This window comes from Flammeovirgaceae bacterium SG7u.111, from assembly GCA_034044135.1.
GTDB lineage: Bacteria > Bacteroidota > Bacteroidia > Cytophagales > Flammeovirgaceae.
The window spans coordinates 6,725,909-6,746,911 of record CP139021.1; the positions used below are offsets into that span (position 1 = coordinate 6,725,909).

11 protein-coding genes are annotated in these 21,003 nt (G+C 42.2%); 8 read left to right on the top strand and 3 right to left on the bottom strand.

Translation table 11 applies throughout. The features are described from left to right. Nucleotides 1-15 precede the first annotated feature (15 nt). The 3 genes from R9C00_25950 (at nucleotide 16) to R9C00_25960 (ending at nucleotide 5,682) form a co-directional block, all read left to right on the top strand. Nucleotides 16-1,410 carry an aminopeptidase P family protein gene (locus R9C00_25950; protein ID WPO35142.1) on the top strand — a complete coding sequence of 465 codons (1,395 nt, stop codon included), beginning with the start codon at nucleotides 16-18 and terminating at the stop codon, nucleotides 1,408-1,410. A gap of 87 nt (nucleotides 1,411-1,497) precedes the next feature. Continuing rightward, complete coding sequence (locus tag R9C00_25955) at nucleotides 1,498-3,741, top strand: DPP IV N-terminal domain-containing protein (protein ID WPO35143.1); 2,244 nt, start codon at nucleotides 1,498-1,500, stop codon at nucleotides 3,739-3,741. 54 nt (nucleotides 3,742-3,795) lie between these two features. Continuing rightward, on the top strand, nucleotides 3,796-5,682 hold the full coding sequence (locus tag R9C00_25960; protein ID WPO35144.1) for a M1 family metallopeptidase: 1,887 nt from the start codon (nucleotides 3,796-3,798) through the stop codon (nucleotides 5,680-5,682). Between the two features lie 59 nt (nucleotides 5,683-5,741). On the opposite strand, the gene R9C00_25965 is transcribed toward R9C00_25960, so the two are convergent. The 3 genes from R9C00_25965 to R9C00_25975 are packed head-to-tail and all read right to left on the bottom strand — an operon-like array spanning nucleotide 5,742 to nucleotide 8,089. Then, nucleotides 5,742-6,443 (bottom strand): LytTR family DNA-binding domain-containing protein, encoded by a 702-nt coding sequence (locus R9C00_25965; GenBank protein ID WPO35145.1) that lies wholly within the window; start codon nucleotides 6,441-6,443, stop codon nucleotides 5,742-5,744. Further along, nucleotides 6,433-7,479, bottom strand: a complete 1,047-nt coding sequence (locus R9C00_25970; GenBank protein WPO35146.1) for a histidine kinase — start codon at nucleotides 7,477-7,479, stop codon at nucleotides 6,433-6,435. The genes R9C00_25965 and R9C00_25970 overlap by 11 nt, the downstream gene beginning before the upstream one ends. Nucleotides 7,480-7,483: 4 nt before the next feature. Further along, a complete protein-coding gene (locus R9C00_25975) occupies nucleotides 7,484-8,089 on the bottom strand; it encodes a hypothetical protein (protein ID WPO35147.1) in 606 nt (201 codons plus the stop codon). Between the two features lie 407 nt (nucleotides 8,090-8,496). Between R9C00_25975 and R9C00_25980 the strand changes: the two genes are divergently transcribed. The 5 genes from R9C00_25980 to R9C00_26000 all read left to right on the top strand — a co-directional run bounded on the left by R9C00_25980 (nucleotide 8,497) and on the right by R9C00_26000 (nucleotide 20,865). Then, nucleotides 8,497-10,638 (top strand): family 43 glycosylhydrolase, encoded by a 2,142-nt coding sequence (locus tag R9C00_25980; GenBank protein WPO35148.1) that lies wholly within the window; start codon nucleotides 8,497-8,499, stop codon nucleotides 10,636-10,638. A 491-nt stretch (nucleotides 10,639-11,129) separates the two neighbouring features. Next, nucleotides 11,130-14,066 (top strand): SusC/RagA family TonB-linked outer membrane protein, encoded by a 2,937-nt coding sequence (locus tag R9C00_25985; GenBank protein ID WPO35149.1) that lies wholly within the window; start codon nucleotides 11,130-11,132, stop codon nucleotides 14,064-14,066. A gap of 21 nt (nucleotides 14,067-14,087) precedes the next feature. Then, entirely contained in the window at nucleotides 14,088-15,686 is a 1,599-nt protein-coding gene (locus R9C00_25990; protein WPO35150.1) for a RagB/SusD family nutrient uptake outer membrane protein, read from the top strand. A gap of 105 nt (nucleotides 15,687-15,791) precedes the next feature. Then, on the top strand, nucleotides 15,792-18,194 hold the full coding sequence (locus R9C00_25995) for a glycoside hydrolase family 127 protein (protein WPO35151.1): 2,403 nt from the start codon (nucleotides 15,792-15,794) through the stop codon (nucleotides 18,192-18,194). A 256-nt stretch (nucleotides 18,195-18,450) separates the two neighbouring features. Then, nucleotides 18,451-20,865 carry a glycoside hydrolase family 127 protein gene (locus R9C00_26000; GenBank protein ID WPO35152.1) on the top strand — a complete coding sequence of 805 codons (2,415 nt, stop codon included), beginning with the start codon at nucleotides 18,451-18,453 and terminating at the stop codon, nucleotides 20,863-20,865. Nucleotides 20,866-21,003 lie beyond the last annotated feature (138 nt).

The following is a 21,003-nucleotide window of genomic DNA, read 5'->3' on the forward strand; positions in this document are numbered from 1 at the left end:
CTTAACCCGAACAATATGTTTGACAAAGAAATCTATATTCAACGAAGAGAAGTCTTAAAACAAAAAGTCGGTTCTGGACTCATTTTGCTGCTTGGCAATGAAGAAAGCAGCATGAACTACAAAGACAATTGCTACTCTTTCAGGCAAGACAGCTCATTTCTTTACTACTTTGGCTTGGACAAGCCTGGGTTCGTCGGCATCATCGATGTAGACAAAAACGAAGAAGTGATTTTTGGAAATGACCTTACCATAGACGATATCGTATGGACGGGGCCATTGCCCACCATGGCCGAACTTGTTGCTTCTGTGGGTGTCAAGTCAACTTTCCCTTACGCCAAAATTGCGGAAACTCTTCAAAAAGCCTTGGCGGCAAAGCAAGTTATTCACATCCTTCCCCCTTACCGCCCAGAAAACACTATCAAACTCAGCCAATGGCTTGGCTGCGGACTTGAAGAGGTAGCCTCAAAAGTTTCTACTACACTCATAAAAGCCGTTGTAGCACAGCGCTCTATCAAAAGCTCCGAAGAAGTTGACGAGATAGAAAAAGCAGTAGAAGTTTCCAATCAAATGCATTTGGAGCTGATGAAGCAGACCAAAATTGGGCAAAAAGAAGTGGAACTAGTAGGCAAGCTCCGAGGAGTGGCCATCAGCGCAGGTGGAGATGTTGGCTATCCAATCATTCTTACCAAAAATGGCCAAACGCTGCACAACCATTTTCATGACAATATCATTAAGGAAAATGACATGGTGCTTTGCGATGCTGGCGCTGCAACAGGGATGCACTACACGGGCGATTTGACACGGACAGTTCCTGCGGGGAAAAAATTCACTCCTCGCCAAAAAGAGCTATATAATATCGTATTAAACTCTTTCAAAGCGGCTGTAGCTGCACTGAAGCCCGGCGTACTTTTTAAAGATGTTCACCTCTTGGCTTGCGAAACCTTGGCCGACGGCTTGAAAGAAGTTGGGCTGATGAAAGGTGATACCAAAGAAGCTGTGGCCGCAGGCGCTCATGCCATGTTTTTCCAATGCGGCTTGGGCCACATGATGGGGCTGGATGTCCACGACATGGAAGATTTGGGCGAGCAATATGTAGGCTACACGGAAGAATTGAAAAAAAGCACACAGTTCGGCTTGAAATCCTTACGCTTGGGAAAAGCCTTGGAAGAGGGATTTGTGATTACCGTAGAACCGGGCATTTACATCATCCCTGAGCTGATCGACTTGTGGAAATCCGAAAATAAATTCACAGAATACCTCAACTACGAAAAGCTGGAAGAATACCGAGACTTCGGAGGTATCCGAGTTGAAGATGATTTCTTGATCACGGAAAGTGGTTACAGAAAACTAGGCGGCCACTTGCCTTTGGAAGTGGAGGAAATCGAAGCAATTCGTGCGGGCAGCTTTTAACAAATAGCTTTTTATAATACAGAGCATGTTTAGGATTACCCTTAAACATGCTCTCATAAATTATTCACAACTACAACCAATCTATCTATGCACCTCTTTTCTTCTATGCTTCTGAGCTGTTTACTGCTTTCAAGCATCACTTTTGCCCAAGGCACACTCGCGGATTTCAAACGGGCAGATTCCTTAAGAGAAGCCTTCAAAAACAAGGTTTATTATTCCCCCCAGCGCTTTCATTGGCAAGATAAAAGCACTTTGTGGTACAGCAACCAAACTGCGGAAGGGACGGAATACATGCTGGTAGATGTATTGGAAAAAAAGAAGGAAAAAGCATTTGACCATGAAAAACTAGCGGCAACTCTTTCCCAAGAAAGCAACAGCGAGGTAAAGTCTTTTGCATTAGAAATAAAGGACTTGAAATTTTCTAAAGAGGAAAATAGTTTTTCCTTCGAATGGAAAGACAGCACTTGGATCATAGGCAAGGGTAATTACGAAGTGCTCAAAAAAGAGGTGATCCAAAAAAACGAGCGCGACTGGGGCTACTGGGGAAATAGCCGAGATGAACTGGGAAATGACCCTATAAAATCACCTGACGGAGTTTGGGAAGCCTCTGTGAAAGAGTACAACATGTACCTACGAAACATCGAAACTAAAGAAGAATTCCAACTCAGTTTTGATGGCGCAGCCGGAGAATATTACTCTTCTTACCTCACTTGGTCGCCCGATTCTAAAAAGATTGCCACTTACAAATTTCGCCCAAACACAAAGCATTTTATCTACTTTGTAGACTCTTCTCCCGACGACCAAGTGCAGCCCAAGTTGGAGACCAGAGAATATTTAAAACCAGGGGATGCTTTGCCCGTAAAAACCCCTTCTCTTTTTTTGGTAGAAGAAAAGAAACAAATCCAAGTAGATAATTCACTTATAACCAACCAATTTTCTCTTTCAAGAATCAATTGGAAAAAAGACAGCCAAAACTTTACCTTCGAGTATAATCAGCGCGGGCATCAGCTTTACCGCATCCTTGAAGTCAACGCTTCTTCAGGTGCGATCAGAACGCTTGTGGAAGAAACCAGCAAGACTTTCATCGATTATGGTGCAAAAATGATGAGGCACTACACTGAAGATGGCAAGGAAATCATTTGGTCGTCGGAAAGGGACGGTTGGAACCACTTTTATTTGTACGATGTCGCCACGGGCACAGTGAAAAACCAGATCACCAAAGGGGAATGGGTGGTAAGGGAATTGACCTATGTAGATGAAAAAAACAGAGAAATTATTTTCCAAGCTAGTGGGATGAAAAAGGGCATGGATCCGTATTTCACCCAGTATTACCGCATCAATTTTGATGGAACGGGGCTACAAAAACTCACCAGCGAAGATGGAAACCACGCAGCTACGTTTTCTGAAGATCATCAGTACTTTGTGGATACCTACTCCAAAGTAGACGAGGCACAGATCACGCTTTTGCGCAGCGCAGCAGATGGAAAAGTCATTATGGAGCTGGAAAAAGGCGATATTTCTGCACTAGAAGCCGCTGGCTGGAAAAAACCAGATGTTTTTACAGCAAAAGGAAGGGACGGGAAAACGGATATTTGGGGGATCATTATCCGCCCTTCTACTTACGATCCCAAAAAATCGTACCCTATCATCGAATATATTTATGCGGGCCCGCACAGCTCTTTCGTACCCAAAAGCTTTTCGGGAAATTACCGCTACCTCCACGACCTTGCCGAACTAGGGTTCATCGTCGTTTCCATCGACGGTATGGGCACGTCCAACCGTTCCAAAGCCTTCCACGATGTTTGCTGGAAAAACCTCAAAGATTCGGGCTTCCCCGACCGCATTACATGGATGAAAGCGGCAGCAAAAAAATACCCTTACATGGACATTGACCGAGTTGGACTATTTGGAGGCTCAGCTGGTGGGCAAAGCACCGTTGCTGGCTTGCTTTTCCACCCCGAATTCTACAAAGTAGGTTCTTCTTCTTGTGGTTGCCACGACAACCGCATGGACAAAATCTGGTGGAACGAACAATGGATGGGCTACCCAATCGGAAAGCATTACGAAGAATGTTCGAATGTAGTAAATGCAGGAAAATTGGAAGGAAAGCTGTTGTTGATCCTCGGGGAAATGGACGATAATGTTGATCCTTCTTCTACCCTGCAACTGGTCGATGCGCTGATCAAAGAAAATAAAGATTTTGATTTTGTGATGTTGCCCGGCGTAAACCACACGCTTGGGGGAGATTTTGGTATGAAAAAGAGAAGGGATTTCTTTGTGAAGCACTTGTTCGGAGTCGATCCTCCAAGCTGGAAAGAGATGGGGAAATGAAGAAGGGACTAATCGAAAAGAACAAATTTTTAAGTAATAGATAAGGTGAAAAACATGACATTAAAAAATCAATTTTGGGCGATTGCCTTGGGAATATTGGTCATGCTGGCCTCCTGCACCCCGCAAAAGCCCATCAGCCAATTGAAGGTAATTTATACGGGTTCGGGAAAGCCTGCGGAAGGTGCGGTGGTATACTTGGATGAGCATAATTATGCGCTCAGGGTCAATAGAGAGGGGTTTGTAAGCATCCCCGAAAAATTTCAAGCCGCAGTGCTTCCCATTTCCACTATGGCAAAAAACTGCAAACCGGTAAAGCTAACCGCCACCGAAGATGGACAAACCATCGCAATCCAGATCGGCGATTCGATGGTGAGCGAAATTGAAAAAAACTTAAAAATTGACCCAGCGGATTCGCTCCGAGGCGATAATGGACCGTACCGCTCCAACTACGATTTGCTGTATTATAATTTGGATGTAAAAGTAGATCCGGCGGAAAAATACCTTGAAGGGAAAAACTTGGTTCGCTTCGAAATGCTGAAAGATGGCGACACCATCCAGTTGGAGTTGACACCTGCTTTGCAAGTAGATAAAATCCTTTACAAAGGCCAAGAACTTTCTTACGAAAGAAAATACAAAAGCGTGTTTTTGGCTTTCCCAGAAACATTAAAAAAAGACGCGACCGAGGAAATCGAATTTTATTATTCTGGAAATCCGAAGTCCGAAGGCAGGTTTGGAGGCGTAGTTTTCCAAGAAGATTCGCTTGGCAATCCTTGGATCTACACCGCTTGCCAAGGCCCTGGCCCTAGCGTTTGGTGGCCAAACAAAGACCAGCAAGCCGACGAGGTGGACAGCATGCTTATCCAAATTTCCGTCCCTTCTGATCTGGTGGATGTTTCCAACGGAAAGTTTATGGGCAAAGAAGAACTGGAAGACGGCTACACCAAATACGTCTGGAAAGTACACTACCCCATCAACAATTACAGCATTTCGATGAACATCGGGAAATACACGCATTTCTCAGATACGCTCGGCGATTTGCCGCTCGATTATTACGTATTGCCTTACCATTTAGAGCAAGCCAAGGTTCAATTTGCGCAAGCAAAACCAATGTTGGAATGCTACCAAAACCACTTTGGGGAATATGCTTTCATGAAAGATGGCTACAAACTGGTGGAAGCACCTTACTCGGGCATGGAGCACCAAAGCGCGGTTACCTATGGCAACCTTTTCCAAAATGGATACTTGGGCAGAGATTGGACAGGCGTAGGCACAAGCATGAAATTTGACTTCATCATCATCCACGAAAGTGGGCACGAATGGTTTGGAAACAGCATCACCTGCCACGATTATTCCGATGCTTGGATCCACGAAGGCTGGTGTACCTATGCAGAAGGCGTGTATGTAGAATGCATGTTTGGCTACGATGAAGCGGTAAAATACATCAACGGGTACAAAGAAAAGGTCGACAACAAAACACCGATGATTGGCCCGATAGGCGTGTACCACTGGCCTACCCAAGATATTTATTTTAAGGGCACTTTGTTTATGAACACCATGAGAAATGTGGTGAATGACGACACCAAATGGTGGGACTTTATCAAAAAGTATTCAGAGCATTTCAAAAGGCAAAACATTTATACTACCGATGTGCTCAACTATTTCAATGAAAAACTGGACAGAGATTTCAAAGCTATTTTTGAGCAATACCTCTACCGCTACACGCTTCCTGTGTTGGAAATGAAATTTGAGGGAGATTCGGTGCAATACCGCTGGAATGCCGAGGTGGCAGATTTTGATATGCCAGTAAAAATTGGATCAGGGGAAAAGGCAAAATTCATTTACCCCACCACCGAATGGAAAACCGAAACCTTAGGAGAGTTGCCCAAAGAAGATTGGAAAGTTGACTTGGACAAATTCTATATCGAGATGAGTGAGTTATAAGAATTAATTCCCTATTCAATTAATGGAAAGAGGCTGCATTTTGTAGCCTCTTTTGTTTTTTACCCCAACCCTAATTTATTGATCAATTCCATAAAATCGGAGCGGTAGGTCTGCCCAATCGGGATTGTTTTCCCTTTCATTAGGATGCAATTTCCTTCTATGGCTTCTAGCTTGTTCAAGGCGATGGCAAACGACTTGTGCACCCTAATGAAGCGGTCTTCGGGAAGCTGGGCAAGGAGTTTTTGGAATGTGCTGTGCACCATAATGAATTTGCCAGCATACTGAACCTTCACATAATCGCCGATTGCCTCAAGGTAATTGATTTCCCCCAACAGAATTCGGTAGATTTTCTTATCCGCTTTCCATAGCACAAACTCTTCTGGTTTGGACTCATTAGTTCTACTCCCCAATACCTCTATGGCTTTGTTTGCCGCCTTGTAAAACCGCTCAAAAGGAAAGGGCTTGAGCAAATAATCGATCGCATCTAGCTCAAACCCTTCCACGGCAAACTCTGGGTAGGCGGTAGTAAAAATCACAAAAGGAGGGCTTACCAAGGATTTGTAAAAATTGATGCCCGAAAGTTTGGGCATGTTGATATCCAAAAAGATCAACTGGACATCAAACGCATTGATGGCATCGGAAGCTTCAAAAGCATTTTTGCAGCTTTTCAACAGAAAAAGAGAAGGGCAATCGCCAATATATTTTTCCATCACCTCACGGGAGGCGGGCTCATCGTCTACTATGATGCAATTAATTTTCATGGTTTATCATTAAGTTGACTTTAAAGGTCGAATTGTTTTCCACAATCTCAAAAGAATGCTGATGAGGGTAAATTAAATCGAGCCGTTTTTTGATGTTGGCAACGCCGATACCGCCCTCGTCTTCCGCATCAATTTTATCTACTTTGCCTTTGTTATTTTCTATTTCAAAATAGGTTTCAGTTGAACTGGAGCGCAAGGAAATTTTCACAAAAGTATCTTCCAAATCTCCTTTTATACCATGCTTGAAGCTGTTTTCTACCAAAGGCAGGAAAAGCATGGGAGCTATTTTACCCTCATTTTTAATATCGGTCACAAATTCCACTTTGGCAGAATCGTCAATTCGGTAGCGCTGAAGGCTCAGGTAATTTTTGATCAGCTCTACTTCCGAGCTTATGCTCACCGTACTTTTCCTCGATTCGTAAATCACATAGCGCAATATATCGGCAAGCTTGATGATGGCATCGGGCGATTCCTCCGATTGCTTGAGCGCCAAGGAATGCAGCACATTCAAACTGTTGAACAAAAAGTGCGGGTTTATCTGGGCTTTTAGGGCATTCAACTGGCTCTCCGCATTTTCTTTTGCAATCTTATTGATCTGGTGGTTAAGCTCTTGTAAATGAAACCAAGACTTGGAAAGCTTAAGCAAGCTGGTAACCAATAGGTAAATAAAGACGGTAATAACTAGCTCTAATTCATCAAAATATGAAACAAAATAATAATTAGGCAATACTATATCTGCCAACCAATTGAAGGTGAGGAGATTCAAAAAAGTAGTGGAAAAAACTACTATGGCAAACAGGGAAAGGTAAATTAAGTAGCTCCTTTTTTGGAAAAACTTCGGAATCAAAAGCTCCAAGTTTATATACACACCTATCAATAAACTGATGTGAAAAAGCCCTGTAAACAAATAATCGTTTAGGGTGATTTCATCTGTGATGGCAAACACATAGTTGATGGTAAAAAAAGAAAAGACCCAAAAGAGAATATGCAGGACAATCCTGTAAAGGGCTTTGGAAGGAAATTTGTAGTTGTACATACTATTACTTGCTCAATATATACCTCATATGCTTGCTAAATACTTTTTCGTCGTTGGCATATTTAATAATGAACTTTTGTAATTCTTCTGGTTTAGCCGTAAGAAGAATTCTATCTTCATCTTCCTCATGTCTTATCCTGATCTTATCCTCGCCAAATAGATTTTCCAGCCAATCGGAATCGAACCAAACTATATTGAGTTCTTCCCCAATTTCAAGCTTGGCAAAAGTATGCACGGGCATAAGATGCTGCATAAAAAACTCATTTTCTATCCGCCCTTCTTCTGGGTAGAAATCCAAATAAGTTTTCCCATCTAGCTTTACGATATGTAATTGAAATACCGCACCGTCTTCCATCATATCATTGTAGTGCAAACTCAAAGTGTAGGTGTATTTATTCGTTTTCTTGTCATTTTGTTTGAATTCAATGCGCCAATAAATGGTATCGCCTGCATCATCGTTGCTCCCTGCCAATGACTGCCAATCCCCAATAATCCGATCATCCCTGACCAGTTCTTTTTCGGTATAAAGTGGATAAAAAGACAGCACCGTACAGCTTGAAATAAACACCAATGGAATAAATATGAGCAAAAGTGATTTAAGTTTTTTCATGGCTTTTTCTTTTTTGGGTAAAGAAAGTAGACAGCAGAGGAGTGACCAATTTTTTTCGTTGTACAAGGTCTGTTTGGGGTCAAACACTAAAAACAAACCAGAAAAACAATGCGGTTTTAATAGAAAAAGCCCCAACATCCATTCTGGTTTGGGGAAAGGATATAAACCAATATTCCCCTAAATTTAAATACCAGAATACAAACCATATCAAAATTGTACAACATCTGGGTAGAATATGCGAATTACAATGTAATTGTATTTTATACATTTGTGTAATTACACCTTAATCACCAACCCAACTCACACACTTCTTTGAAAACCTGCGAAGGTTCGAAGAAGCAATACGGCGATCCACTCGCTTCAACATACCTTCATTCAGGACCTGCCAGTATAACTGATCAATTACCATGAAAAAAGTTTATTTGCTTCTAGCGTTCATGTTGTTTTCTTTACTGCAAGCGTATTCGCAGGAAAATTTCAAATTTGATTCCCCGGGAGCTAAAAACCCGATCATCCCTGGTTGGTTTGCCGACCCTACTATCGTAAAAATTGACAACATTTACTACATCTATGCCACTACTGACAACGAAATGCTTGCCTCGGGAGCACCCACTTTGTGGTACAGCAAAGATTTCCAGAACTGGTACAACTACACCATGGAAGTGCCTTCTTTGGAATCGGTAAACCTCCGGAATTTCTGGGCGCCTGACTTGGTGATTGGAAACGATGGGAAATACTATTTGTACTTCGGGAATTGCCAAGCAGGCTGCAATATTTACGGCTATGTTTCCGACACCCCTTACGGACCTTGGGCCAAACTTCATGAAGACGACACACCCGTTATTCGTCATAGTTATCCTAGAGAAGGCTTCCCCTCGCTCGATGTACAATTCTTTACCGACGATGATGGAAAAACCTATGCCTACTGGGGAACTTGGGTGCATTACAACAACGGGTACGCCGTGGGGCAGCTCGACAACCAAACGATGGATAAGATGTTTGCCGCTGAAAATATCCCACTTGAGCAAACTCCCGAGCCTTTCGAAGCTCCGTATATGATGAAAAGGAACGGAAAATACATTTTGATGTATTCTGGCGCTTCTTGCCACGATGAAACCTACAACGTCAGGTATTCTTATTCCGACAGCCCTTATGGTTCTTTCACCCCAGGGCAGAACAACCCGATTTTGAGTACCAATGCCAACCAATCTGTCCATGGTCCGGGGCATCATTCTATCTTAAAAAATAACGATGATTATTACATAGTCTATCACCGCCACGATTACCCGTTTACCGCTGGAGGGCTTGCTAGACAAATCTGTATCGACAGCCTCGTTTTTGAAAATGACTCTACTATCCGACCAGTTGTTCCTTCCCACCAAGGCATAGCTAATTTTGAAACCTCAAAAGTGCCTGAAGACATCGCTTTTTTAGCCAGCACAAGCGCATCCTCATCTTACCATTTGGAGTCGCTCAATTACGATTACAAGCCCTCATTCGCAACCGACAACAATAATGCAACCATGTGGAAAGCTGCGAATAACACGCTGCCACAAGATCTTACGATTGATTTGGGCGAAGTAAAAAACATCAAAAGGATAATGACCCAATTTGAATTTGCCAGTTACTATTACCAATACAAGATTGAGCATTCTGCCGATGGCAAAAAATGGGAAATGTATGTTGATAAGTCGACTAACATGACATCGGGTAGCCCGATGATTGACGACAAAAATGTTGCCGCCCGCTACCTAAAGCTCACCGTGTTGGGTACTGAGAAAGTTGGGCTTTATGCTGCCGTTTGGAACATAAAAGTATATAAAGAACTTTTTGAAATTCCACTGCGACTGGTAAATAAACCTTCTGCTGAAGAACCAGCGGTGAGAAGCAAAGAAGAATTGTTGGTCAGTCTGGATTTAACAAACCTGTCCCCTCCTGATGAGCCGCTAAAAAGCATTCCAAACAAAGGCTCGGTTGGTGGGAGTTTCACTAAAAGCGGCGAAGTCTTCCTAGAAGAAGCAGGCGGAACAAAATTCCTCCATTTTAAAAAAGGGGCTTTAACCTTGAAAGACCGAGCTGTACCAAAAAGCTTGGCTTGGAACGGCGCTTACACCGTAGCAGTCTGGGCAAAAAATCCCGATATCAATAAAGCAGATGAGTGCCTAGTATCTTGGTGCGACCGAGAAGAGTTTTACTTGGCAAACTCTTACAATGCCCTATTTTACAACAGAAGCGGCTATGGAGCGGCTGCCCATTTGGATGGGCACTTTGATTTGCCTTACGAAACATTACCAACTGCAGATCAGTGGCACCATATCGTACTTACGTTCGACGGCGTGGTGGAAAAAGTGTATGTGGATGGTCTGTTGAATACTTCGCAAAACATCACGTTGGCGTCGGCTACCGACAGTGCCAAGATCATACTTGGGGCTTCCGATGTGGGCGAAAACTATACTGGTTACTTGGCATCGGTGCAAATGTACGATTATGCCCTAAGCGAAAAGGAGGTGAAAAAACTGATGGGCAAGACAAAGCCAAAAACGTACTAATATTTCCACTTTTATCTCATAAAAAAGATAGATTATGTTTAAATCGTACAACATCTAGGTAAAATGTGCGAGACAATAGTAAAAAGTATTTAATACATTTGTTATATATATATTATATAAATACCCAAAGCTAGCAACTAGCAACAACAGTCATTCAAACCACAAAAATTATTGACCACATAAAACCGGTTTATGTAAACCAGATCAGAAAAACATTTCTTGATCTGAAAATGTAGTTGCTTGAAATTTTTAAATATTATCCATAACAACTTATACTCTTGAACTACCATTAGTTAAAGCTATGTACTGAGACTTTACTTGAAAGTCTGGGGCGGGACTAGTATACCCTTAAACCACATCGGAAATAAGGGTTTCTGAACAAATTCAATTAACACTTATAATTAATCGATCAAACACTTATGGGCTTAATTCTACAATTCAACAAAAAGAGAAAGCTGCAAAGGTTCTCCTTTCGAAAACTTTCAATAACAGTGTATGCACTACTTGCAATGACTACTGTGACCATGGCACAAACTATGGTAAAAGGAAAAGTAACCACAACAGATGGGGAAGAGCTTCCTGGGGTGAGTATTATTGTGAAAGGCTCTTCCAAAGGAGCCGTTACAGGTATCGATGGTAATTTCAGTTTAGAAGTCGATTCTAAATCTGCCATTCTTGTCTTCTCCTACATTGGTTTTTTAACACAGGAAATACAAGTAGATGGCAGGACAGATTTTAATATCAGCTTGGTGGAAGACATTACCCAACTAACTGAAGTAGTGGTAATTGGTTATGGAACCCAACGCAGAGAAGATGTTACAACAGCAGTTACTACAGTAAAACCTAAAGAATTTGTACAAGGGGCTGTCCGCAATGCTGGTGAACTTCTAAGAGGCAAAGTAGCTGGATTGACCATTAGCACCTCTTCTGGAGACCCAGAAGCAGGAATAGAATTATTGCTAAGAGGGGTGACCTCAATATATGGTTCATCTGCACCTTTAGTACTTATAGATGGTTATCCGGGCGGGTTAAACTCAATTTCTCCCAATGATATAGAATCTATCGATGTTTTGAAAGATGCCTCTGCATCAGCTATTTATGGTACTCGTGGTAAAAATGGAGTAATCCTAATTACCACTAAAAAAGCCAAAGGAGATGGGTCAATGACCTTAGAGTATAGCGGCTACGTTTCAACTGATAGATTTCAAAAAACAGCAGATTTTATGAGTGCTGACGATGTAAGAGGGAAAATCAGCGAAGGTTTGATTGATCCTTCTTATGACCTTGGAGGTAATACTAACTGGCTAGACGAAATAAGTAGAAGCCCACTAAACCATTTTCACGACCTTTCTCTTAGAGGTGGAAACCAAAGAACTACTTATAGTGCAAATGTTAGCTTTCAAGACGCCGAAGGTATTTTCCTTGGATCAGATAATACTGAGGCGAAATTCCGTATGGAGTTGGATCATTACTTAATCGAAGACAAACTAAAAGTAAACGCAAATGTCCTTAAAGGAATCCAGAAATATGGTGCTTTTGACGGCTGGACGTATCGCCAAGCTTTGATTAGAAACCCTACCGATAATGTAACCGATAACGAAGGAAACTGGGTAGAGCACCCAGATCAATTCCAATATGAAAACCCTTTGGGGCTTATCAATGAAAGAAAATATGATAATAACTCCCAGTGGACATGGTTGACTGGTTCTGCATCTTATTTTCCACTCGATGGGCTAGAATTAAAAGTAGTTGGGTCTAGGCACGAATGGAGTCAAGATATTGGAAACTATGAAACCAAGAAGCATATCTCAAATGTACGAGATGGTAAAAATGGAGTTGCTTATATCTCAAATAACAAAACGGTTGAAAACTTCCTTGACCTGACTGCAAACTATTCAAAAAATATAAACAAACACCGTGTGTCAGCACTATTGGGTTACAGTTATATTGACTGGGAAAACTACGGAAACTCTATTACCAACTTTGATTTCCCTACTGACAACTTTACCTACAATAGCATAGAGCAAGGTCGTGCACTCCGAGAAGGATTAAGCGGCGCTGGCGTAGATAGTTGGAGAAGTGACTGGAAATTGATTGGCTTTTTTGGCAGGGTGGGTTATGGCTTTGACGACAAGTATAACATTTTGGCTAGTTTGAGATATGAAGGTTCATCAAGGTTTGGTGATGATAACAAATGGGGGTTTTTCCCAGCAATATCAGCAGGTTGGACCATTAGCAATGAAGCCTTTTTATCAGACGCTTCCACTATTGATAACTTGAAACTAAGGGTTGGGTACGGTAGAACTGGTTCAATTTCGTCTAATCCATATGAATCATTGACAAGATATGCCTACAGTTCCACACAGTTTTATTTTAATGGGCAAGACTGGGTAAGTGTACTTTCTCCTGTAGCAAACCCTAACCCTAATTTAGGTTGGGAAACAAACGTCGAGTATAACATAGGGCTAGACTTTGAACTACTTCAAAATGTCATTTCAGGCTCTATTGACCTCTATGACCGTACGCTGGAAGACTTAGTATACGATTACCCTGTTCCAGTTCCACCAAACTTGGTAGGTACAACTAAGGCAAACGCTGCTTCAATGAGCAACAAGGGTATTGAGGTTGCTGTCAACATCACCCCAATAAAAAGAGAGAAATTTGAATGGGTAACCAGCCTAAACTATTCTAGGAACACAAACAAACTTGAATCGCTTTCCAATGATGAATTCCAAGTTGAAAACGACTTCTTCTATGATGGTTATACTGGAGATCCAATCCAATTGAGTACTCATAAAGTAGAAGAAGGAGAGGCCATCGGTAGCTTTTGGGGATACAAGAGTGTAGGGTTGGATGATGATGGCAAATGGTTGATCGAAAGCGGAGTTGATGGAGAAATAAAAGCACTAGCAGATGCAGTACCTGATGATATGCAAATTCTGGGCAATGGATTACCACAGTGGTACGCCGCATGGAACAACTACTTTCGGTATGGACGTTTCGATTTGAATATCACTATGCGCGGCGCATTTGATTACCAAATCTTAAACTTCCAAAGAATGTTCTACGAAAACCCAACTGTTGTTTACAACAAACTAGCATCTTCTTATGATGAAATCGACGGTAAAGTATTAGCTAGTCCTCAATCATATGTTAGTCACTATATAGAAGACGGTGATTTCTGGAAAATTGACAACATCACCTTAGGGTATAATTTCAATACAGCTAACATCAAAGGAATCAAAAGTGCAAGAGTCTATGTTTCGGGTTCTAACCTGTTCACAATCACAAATTATAAAGGCTTAGACCCTGAAGTGACTAGAAACACCCAAGTAGGGGATAACTCAGGCTTAGCTCCTGGAAATGATAGTCGTGACAAATACCCAACTGTAAGAACATTTACTTTGGGAGCAAACCTTAGATTCTAGTAACAATAAAAATTTGTAACCATGAAAAGATTAAATAAACATATAATTACAGCAGCACTAGCTATAATTGGGCTGGTATGCTCATGTACAAACTTGGAGGAAAGTCCATACGATGTACTGACCGATAAAGACTTAGGTGGCTCACCAGAAGTTCTTGAAGCTCTCACTGCTCCAGTTTACACCAGTCTCACAGATGTAATGTTTGGTTGGATAGGATATTTTGATATGCAAGCAGAATGTGCCGATATCATTGTAACTCCTGCCAGGCCTAACGGTTGGGTCGACGGTGGAACGTATAGAGCAATGCACATGCACAATTGGAATGCATTTCAAGCACATCCGTCTGGACTTTGGAGCAGAGCCTATTCTGCATTAAATATTTTGAATACTTCGCTAGGTACCTATAGTCAAATGGAAGGTGTAGAAAGCCTAGTCAGCGAACTAAGGGCTTTAAGGGCATTATATTACTATCTGTTAATTGACAATTTTGGCAATGTTCCAATTGTAACGGAAGTAGATTTGACAAAAGAGGACTTTTTACCTACCCAAAGCACAAGAGCAGAGGTATTTGCTTATATTGAATCAGAACTGAAAGAGGTCATACCGATGCTTTCGGAAGAAAAAGTGTATGGGAAAATGAATAAATGGGCGGCAAAAATGATTCTTGCCAAAACCTACCTTAACGCAGAAGTTTACATTGGACAAGCAAAATATAACGAAGCAATTGCCCAAGTTGACGACATTATTGCAAGTGGGCTATATTCACTGGAAAGTAACTATCACTCAAATTTTGCAGTGGAAAATGAAGGCTCATCTGAACAAATTTTCTCAATTGTATTTGATGCCACAAGATCTGGTTGGCTCCATTACCCTTGGAAAACCTTACACCCATCCAGTTCGGCTACTTATAAATTAGGGGCACAACCTTGGGGTGGAAGTTGCGCTATTCCCCAATTCATCGACACCTATGACGAGGGCGATTCTAGGCTAAACATATGGATAAAGGGACCTCAGTTTTCAAGCTCTGGTGAGCCAATTTATAACTCCATGGATCCAGCCTTGGTAAATACCCAGCTCAATTACACCAAAGAGATAGGCAATGTTGATGAAACAAAGGAATACGAAGGCTACAGAGTTGGGAAATTTGAAATTGAAACTGGAGTAACGGGTACTGCTATCAGCAACGATGTTCCATTTTTCAGATATGCAGATGCATTAATGATCAAAGCAGAATGCTTATTAAGAAACGGGGATGCGGCTGGTGCAGCAGTTATTGTAAGTACTGTAAGGGAAAGAGCTTTCCCTGATAGTCCTGAAAAAGCAACGGTTACCGCCGACGATTTGCTCAAAGGAAGCATCTATAATTACGGAAATTATTCTCAAGGAGAAATGCTAACTACAGAAGGAGGAGATGACATCCAATACGGAAGGTTTTTGGACGAGCTAGGTTATGAATTTGCAGCCGAATTTCACAGGAGGCAAGACTTAATTAGATTTGGGGTATTCACAACAAAATCTTGGCTAACTCATACACCAAATGGGGACTACCGAACCATCTTCCCAATTCCACAATCAGCAATCAACGCGAACCCTAACCTAAAACAGAATCCTGGTTATTAATTTTAAGCATAGACAAATAAATCCTGCTTTTCCTATTAGTTTATTGGAAAAGCAGGTTCTTTCATTCAAAATAAAACTTTTCAAAACTGATAAATTAACATCATAATGAAGCTCAAACACTTTCCCCTGTTGGGATTTTTCATCGCCTCCTATTTTACAGCAGTGGGGCAAGGAAATGATTACCCGATCCAGCCCAAAGCATTTAACGAGGTAAAAGTAAAAGATGCTTTTTGGGCACCTAAGATCAAGACAAACCAAGAAGTAACCATCCCTATTGCCATCCAAAAAAGCATGGAGTCGGGCAGGGTAGATAATTTTAAGATTGCTGGAGATCTAATGGATGGGCAGTTTTGCTCTGAATACCCTTTCGACGATTCGGATATCTACAAAATAATTGAAGCGGCAAGTTATTCACTCCAAACTATTCCAGATCCTGAGCTGGAAAAAACCATCGATTCGCTCATCTATTTCGTGAGCGTGGCCCAAGAAGACGATGGATACATTTACACCACCCGCACTATAGGGAAAAACGTGCACGAATGGGCAGGTGATGAACGCTGGGAAAAAGTGAATGACCTCAGTCATGAGCTGTACAACCTTGGACATATGTTTGAAGCAGCGGCAGCGCATTACACCGCTACTGGCAAAAGAACTTTATTGGACATAGCCATCAAATCGGCAGACCTGATAGACGAAGATTTTGGTCCTGGTAAAATTGAAGACTACCCTGGCCACCAAGAAGTGGAACTGGGCCTAGTAAAACTTTATAGAGTTACCAAAGACGAAAAATACCTAAAGCTTGCCAAGTACTTTTTAGATATAAGAGGAAAAGAGGGTATAGGAAGCCCCACCACTTACAACCAATCGCACAAGCCTGTGACAGAACAAGAGCATGCGGTTGGCCATGCGGTAAGGGCTGCCTATATGTGGATTGCGATGGCAGACGTGGCCGCGCTCACTAGCAACGAAGACTACATTGAAGCTATAGACAGATTGTGGCACGATGTGGTAGATACCAAAATGTATGTGATAGGAGGAATTGGCGCAACTGGCAACCATGAGGGCTTTGACGATCCGTATGTGTTGCCAAATATGTCGGCATACAACGAAACCTGTGCCGCCATTGGTAATGCGCTTTGGAATCACCGCATGTTTTTGATGACGGGCGATAGCAAATACATCGACGTGATGGAACGCTCCATGTACAACAATGTTATTTCTGGGGTTTCTGTTTCAGGAGATCATTTCTTCTACCCAAACCCTTTGGCTTCTTACGGGCAGCATTCTCGTAGCGAATGGTTCGGTTGCGCTTGCTGCCCTCCAAACGTTGCCCGTTTCTTGCCTTACATGCCTGGCCTTATCTACGCCCAAAACGAAAATGATATTTATGTAAACCTGTTTGTATCGAGCGATGCTACTTTCAAACTGGGTAAAAATGAGCTTTCATTATCGCAAAAAGCGGAACTCCCTTGGGAAGGAACTGCCGAACTTGAAATCACGGCAAAAAAAGCGATGAAAAGCACCTTAAAAATCCGTATACCGGGCTGGGCTAAAAACCAACCTGTACCAAGCGACCTTTATACGTACGCTTCCACGTCTGACAAGAAAACCAAAATAACGGTAAATGGAGAAGAAGTTCCTTACGAGCTTGACGAAAAAGGCTACATCGACATTGACAGGAAATGGAAAAATGGAGATAAAGTTGGAATCGAATTCCCTTATGAAATCCGTGAGGTAAAGGCGAACCCAAATATTGCAGATGACAAATCGAAAGTAGCGATCGAAAGAGGGCCTATCGTTTATTGCACCGAATGGTCTGACTACAAAGATGGACACGTCCTCAACTTAGTTTTTGATCCAAAAAGTACCTTGACCGCTTCTTTTGATAAAGGTTTTTATGGGGGGGCTACCATTATAGAAGGAGATATAAACAAAGCGAAGAAAAACTTGGACGAGTCGGTAGATGTTTCGGAAAAAGATCATTTAAAACTCATCCCTTATTACCTCTGGAACAACCGTGGCCCAGGTGAAATGAGGGTGTGGCTCCCTACCGAAGTGGATGCGACCCGACCTCTCCCCGCTCCTACCAAGGCTAGTAAAAGCATCGTGACGGCATCTGTAAAAAGCAAAGCAATCATAGCTATAAACGATCAACAATATCCTAAAACATCTAACGACTCTTCAAATCCTTACCTTCACTGGTGGCCCAAAAAAGGAACATGGGAATGGGTTCAGTACGAGTTTGAAGCAGCACAAGAGGTGTCGGAAGTGAAAGTATATTGGTACGATGATGGTCCATTTGGCGGTTGCCGAATTCCTAACACATGGGAAGTGGTATATGAAAAAGATGGCGAATGGGTTCCAGTAAAAACAGATCAAGCATACAAAGTGAGCAAAGATGATTGGAACACCATTAAGTTTGAGCCAATTACCGCAAAAAAAGTTCGTCTAAAGATAAAACTAGATAAAAAATTTGCTGCTGGGCTCCATGAGTGGATTGTAGAGTAAATACACTGAAAACTAATTTTTCTGATGTTTTTCTCCTCTATTTTAGAGAACCTGAAGGTTGCTGGTTGCTAGATTCTGGTTACTAGTTTTTTTATAATTGAAACGCCTGAAAAACAAAAACTAGGAATCACCAACAAGAACTGGATAGAGGAATAAATAAGTACGGTCAAAAACCAGAAAACCTATGTTTTTGACCGTAGGTAACCAAGGGCTGCGGTACAGCCCTTGGTATTTAAAGACGGAAAATAACGAATAAATGAAACAACTTTTAAAACTGGGCATTGGCATGTCCCTGCTACTTCTTCCTTTCGGTTGTAACCAAAAGGAAGAAACTAGCAATACTTCACAAGACTACCCTATCCAACCTGTAAATTTTACTTCCGTAGAGTTTACCGATGGATTTTGGTCACCAAAAATTGAAACTAACCGCACTGTTTCTATTCCCAGTGCTTTTGGAAAGTGCAGCGTAACAGGAAGATTCAGCAACTTCGCCATAGCAGGAAAATTAGAAGAAGGCGAACATAAAGGTGATTTCCCTTTCGACGATACAGATGTGTACAAAGTGCTGGAAGGTGCATCGTACACCCTTGCTGCTCAAAATGACCCAAAACTGAATACCTTTCTCGACAGCGTAATCCATTTGATTGATGCTGCGCAAGAAGATGACGGTTATTTGTTTACAGCCAGAACCAACAACAGTGAGCACCTAAGAGGATGGATGGGCGACCATCGCTGGGAAAGGCTAAACAGCCATGAACTTTACAACAGTGGTCACTTGTTGGAAGCGGCAGTTGCCCACCACGAAGCTACTGGCAAGGATAATTTATTGAACGTAGCCATCAAAAATGCCAACTTAATCGACCAAGATTTTGGTCCTGGTGAAAACCAACTACATTGCCCATCGGGCCACCCAATTGTGGAAATGGCTTTGGTAAAACTGTACCGTGAAACGGGCGACAAACGCTACCTCACCCTTGCTCAATATTTTATTGATGAAACGGGAGTTGGTACAGATGGCCATAAACTGAACCCATATAGCCAAGACCATATGCCAATCAAAGACCAAAAAGAAGCGGTGGGGCACGCCGTGAGGTTTGGCTATTTGTACTCTGGCGTAACCGACATAGCCGCCATTACAGGAAATGAAGAGTATAAAAAAGCAATTTTACGCCTGTGGGACAATGTAGTTTCCAAAAAACTCTACATCACTGGTGGCATAGGAGCACGATCGATGGGCGAAGGTTTTGGGGAAAACTACGAGCTTCCCAATATGACCGCCTATTGCGAAACTTGCGCGTCCATTTCCAATGTCTATTGGAACCACCGCATGTTCTTGCTTTTTGGCGAATCGAAATATTATGATGTGCTTGAACGAACCTTGTACAACGGGCTGATTGCAGGAATTTCCCTCAGTGGCGACAAGTTTTTCTACGATAACCCACTCGAATCTGACGGTTCGCATGACCGCGCTCCTTGGTTCGAATGCGCATGCTGCCCGGGCAACATCACACGATTCATGGCTTCCGTTCCGGGTTACCAATATGCGGTGAAAGACAATAACATTTATGTAAACCTTTTTGCATCAGGAACTTCCAACTTGGATGTAGCAGGAAAAGAAGTGAGCCTAAAACAGGAAACAAATTATCCTTGGAAAGGAAAAGTGAGCATTGAAGTGTTGACTGAAACCGAAAGCGATATTAAAGTAAGGATTCCCGGATGGGCTCAAAACCAAGCCGTTCCTTCTGATTTGTACAAGTTTACGAGCGATGCCGCCTCGGCTTTCACCTTGAAAATAAATGGAGAAGATGTAAAGGCGGAAATGGAAAAAGGCTACGCCATTCTCTCCAACGATTGGAGCAAAGGCGACGTAATTGAACTGGAGCTTCCTATGGAAACGAAAAGAGTTCGCGCCCATGAAAAAGTGGTGTACGATGAAGGGAAAACCGCTTTCCAGCGTGGGCCTGTGGTGTATTGCTTCGAAGGAGTGGATTATAAAGAAGGAAGTGTTTTCAGCACCTACGTTCCTGAAAGCACAACCGTAGCATCTACTTTCGAACCTGATTTTTTGAATGGAGTAGTTACGCTGAGCGTAGCTGGAAAAGGACTTTACAAAGAAGGTGGAGAAGTGAAAGAAAAGGATGTGGAACTAAAAGCCATCCCCTACTACAGCTGGAACAACAGGGGGAAATCGGAGATGTTGGTTTGGATGCCGGAGGATGCGCAACATGCCAGCCTGAGAGATGAAAACAGCTTAATGGCAAAAGCAAAGCCTTCTACCCCAGATTGGGACCAAGGCAATGGATTGAAAGACGGGTTTACCCCAAAAAGCTCAGGTGATGTTGATAAAAACTTCTTCTTCTGGTGGTTGAAAAACGGAACGGAAGAATGGGTGAAATACGAGTTTGAAAAACCCGTAACCATTTCCAGTTCTGAAGTTTATTGGTTGGATTACGAGCATTACGATTATACCGCCAAACAGCCTAAGGCTTGGGAATTGCAATACCTAAAAGGAAACGAATGGATTCCCGTAAAGAACAAAAACGCCTACGGTACTGCGCTCAATCAATTTAACGAGGTAATATTTGAACCTATGACCACCACAGCAATCAGGCTCAATGCCACGCTTCAAGACAGCGTTTCAGCAGGAATATTGGAATGGAGGTTGAATTAATTACAAACCAAACTCTTGTAGTTATCAGCAACTAGCAACATCTATGTCACTCTGGCTAAAAGTCGCTAGTTGCTGGGCTCTTGTTACTAGTTTATGCTAACTGTTCACGCCCCTACTAGCAACTATCCACAAGGGCTG

What these genes read in the sequence shown, in the direction of transcription:
- R9C00_25950 (WPO35142.1), top strand. Translation starts at nt 16, where the DNA reads ATGTTTGACAAAGAAATCTATATTCAACGAAGAGAAGTCTTAAAACAA.
- R9C00_25955 (WPO35143.1), top strand. Translation starts at nt 1,498, where the DNA reads ATGCACCTCTTTTCTTCTATGCTTCTGAGCTGTTTACTGCTTTCAAGC.
- R9C00_25960 (WPO35144.1), top strand. Translation starts at nt 3,796, where the DNA reads ATGACATTAAAAAATCAATTTTGGGCGATTGCCTTGGGAATATTGGTC.
- R9C00_25965 (WPO35145.1), bottom strand. Translation starts at nt 6,443, where the DNA reads ATGAAAATTAATTGCATCATAGTAGACGATGAGCCCGCCTCCCGTGAG.
- R9C00_25970 (WPO35146.1), bottom strand. Translation starts at nt 7,479, where the DNA reads ATGTACAACTACAAATTTCCTTCCAAAGCCCTTTACAGGATTGTCCTG.
- R9C00_25975 (WPO35147.1), bottom strand. Translation starts at nt 8,089, where the DNA reads ATGAAAAAACTTAAATCACTTTTGCTCATATTTATTCCATTGGTGTTT.
- R9C00_25980 (WPO35148.1), top strand. Translation starts at nt 8,497, where the DNA reads ATGAAAAAAGTTTATTTGCTTCTAGCGTTCATGTTGTTTTCTTTACTG.
- R9C00_25990 (WPO35150.1), top strand. Translation starts at nt 14,088, where the DNA reads ATGAAAAGATTAAATAAACATATAATTACAGCAGCACTAGCTATAATT.
- R9C00_25995 (WPO35151.1), top strand. Translation starts at nt 15,792, where the DNA reads ATGAAGCTCAAACACTTTCCCCTGTTGGGATTTTTCATCGCCTCCTAT.
- R9C00_26000 (WPO35152.1), top strand. Translation starts at nt 18,451, where the DNA reads ATGAAACAACTTTTAAAACTGGGCATTGGCATGTCCCTGCTACTTCTT.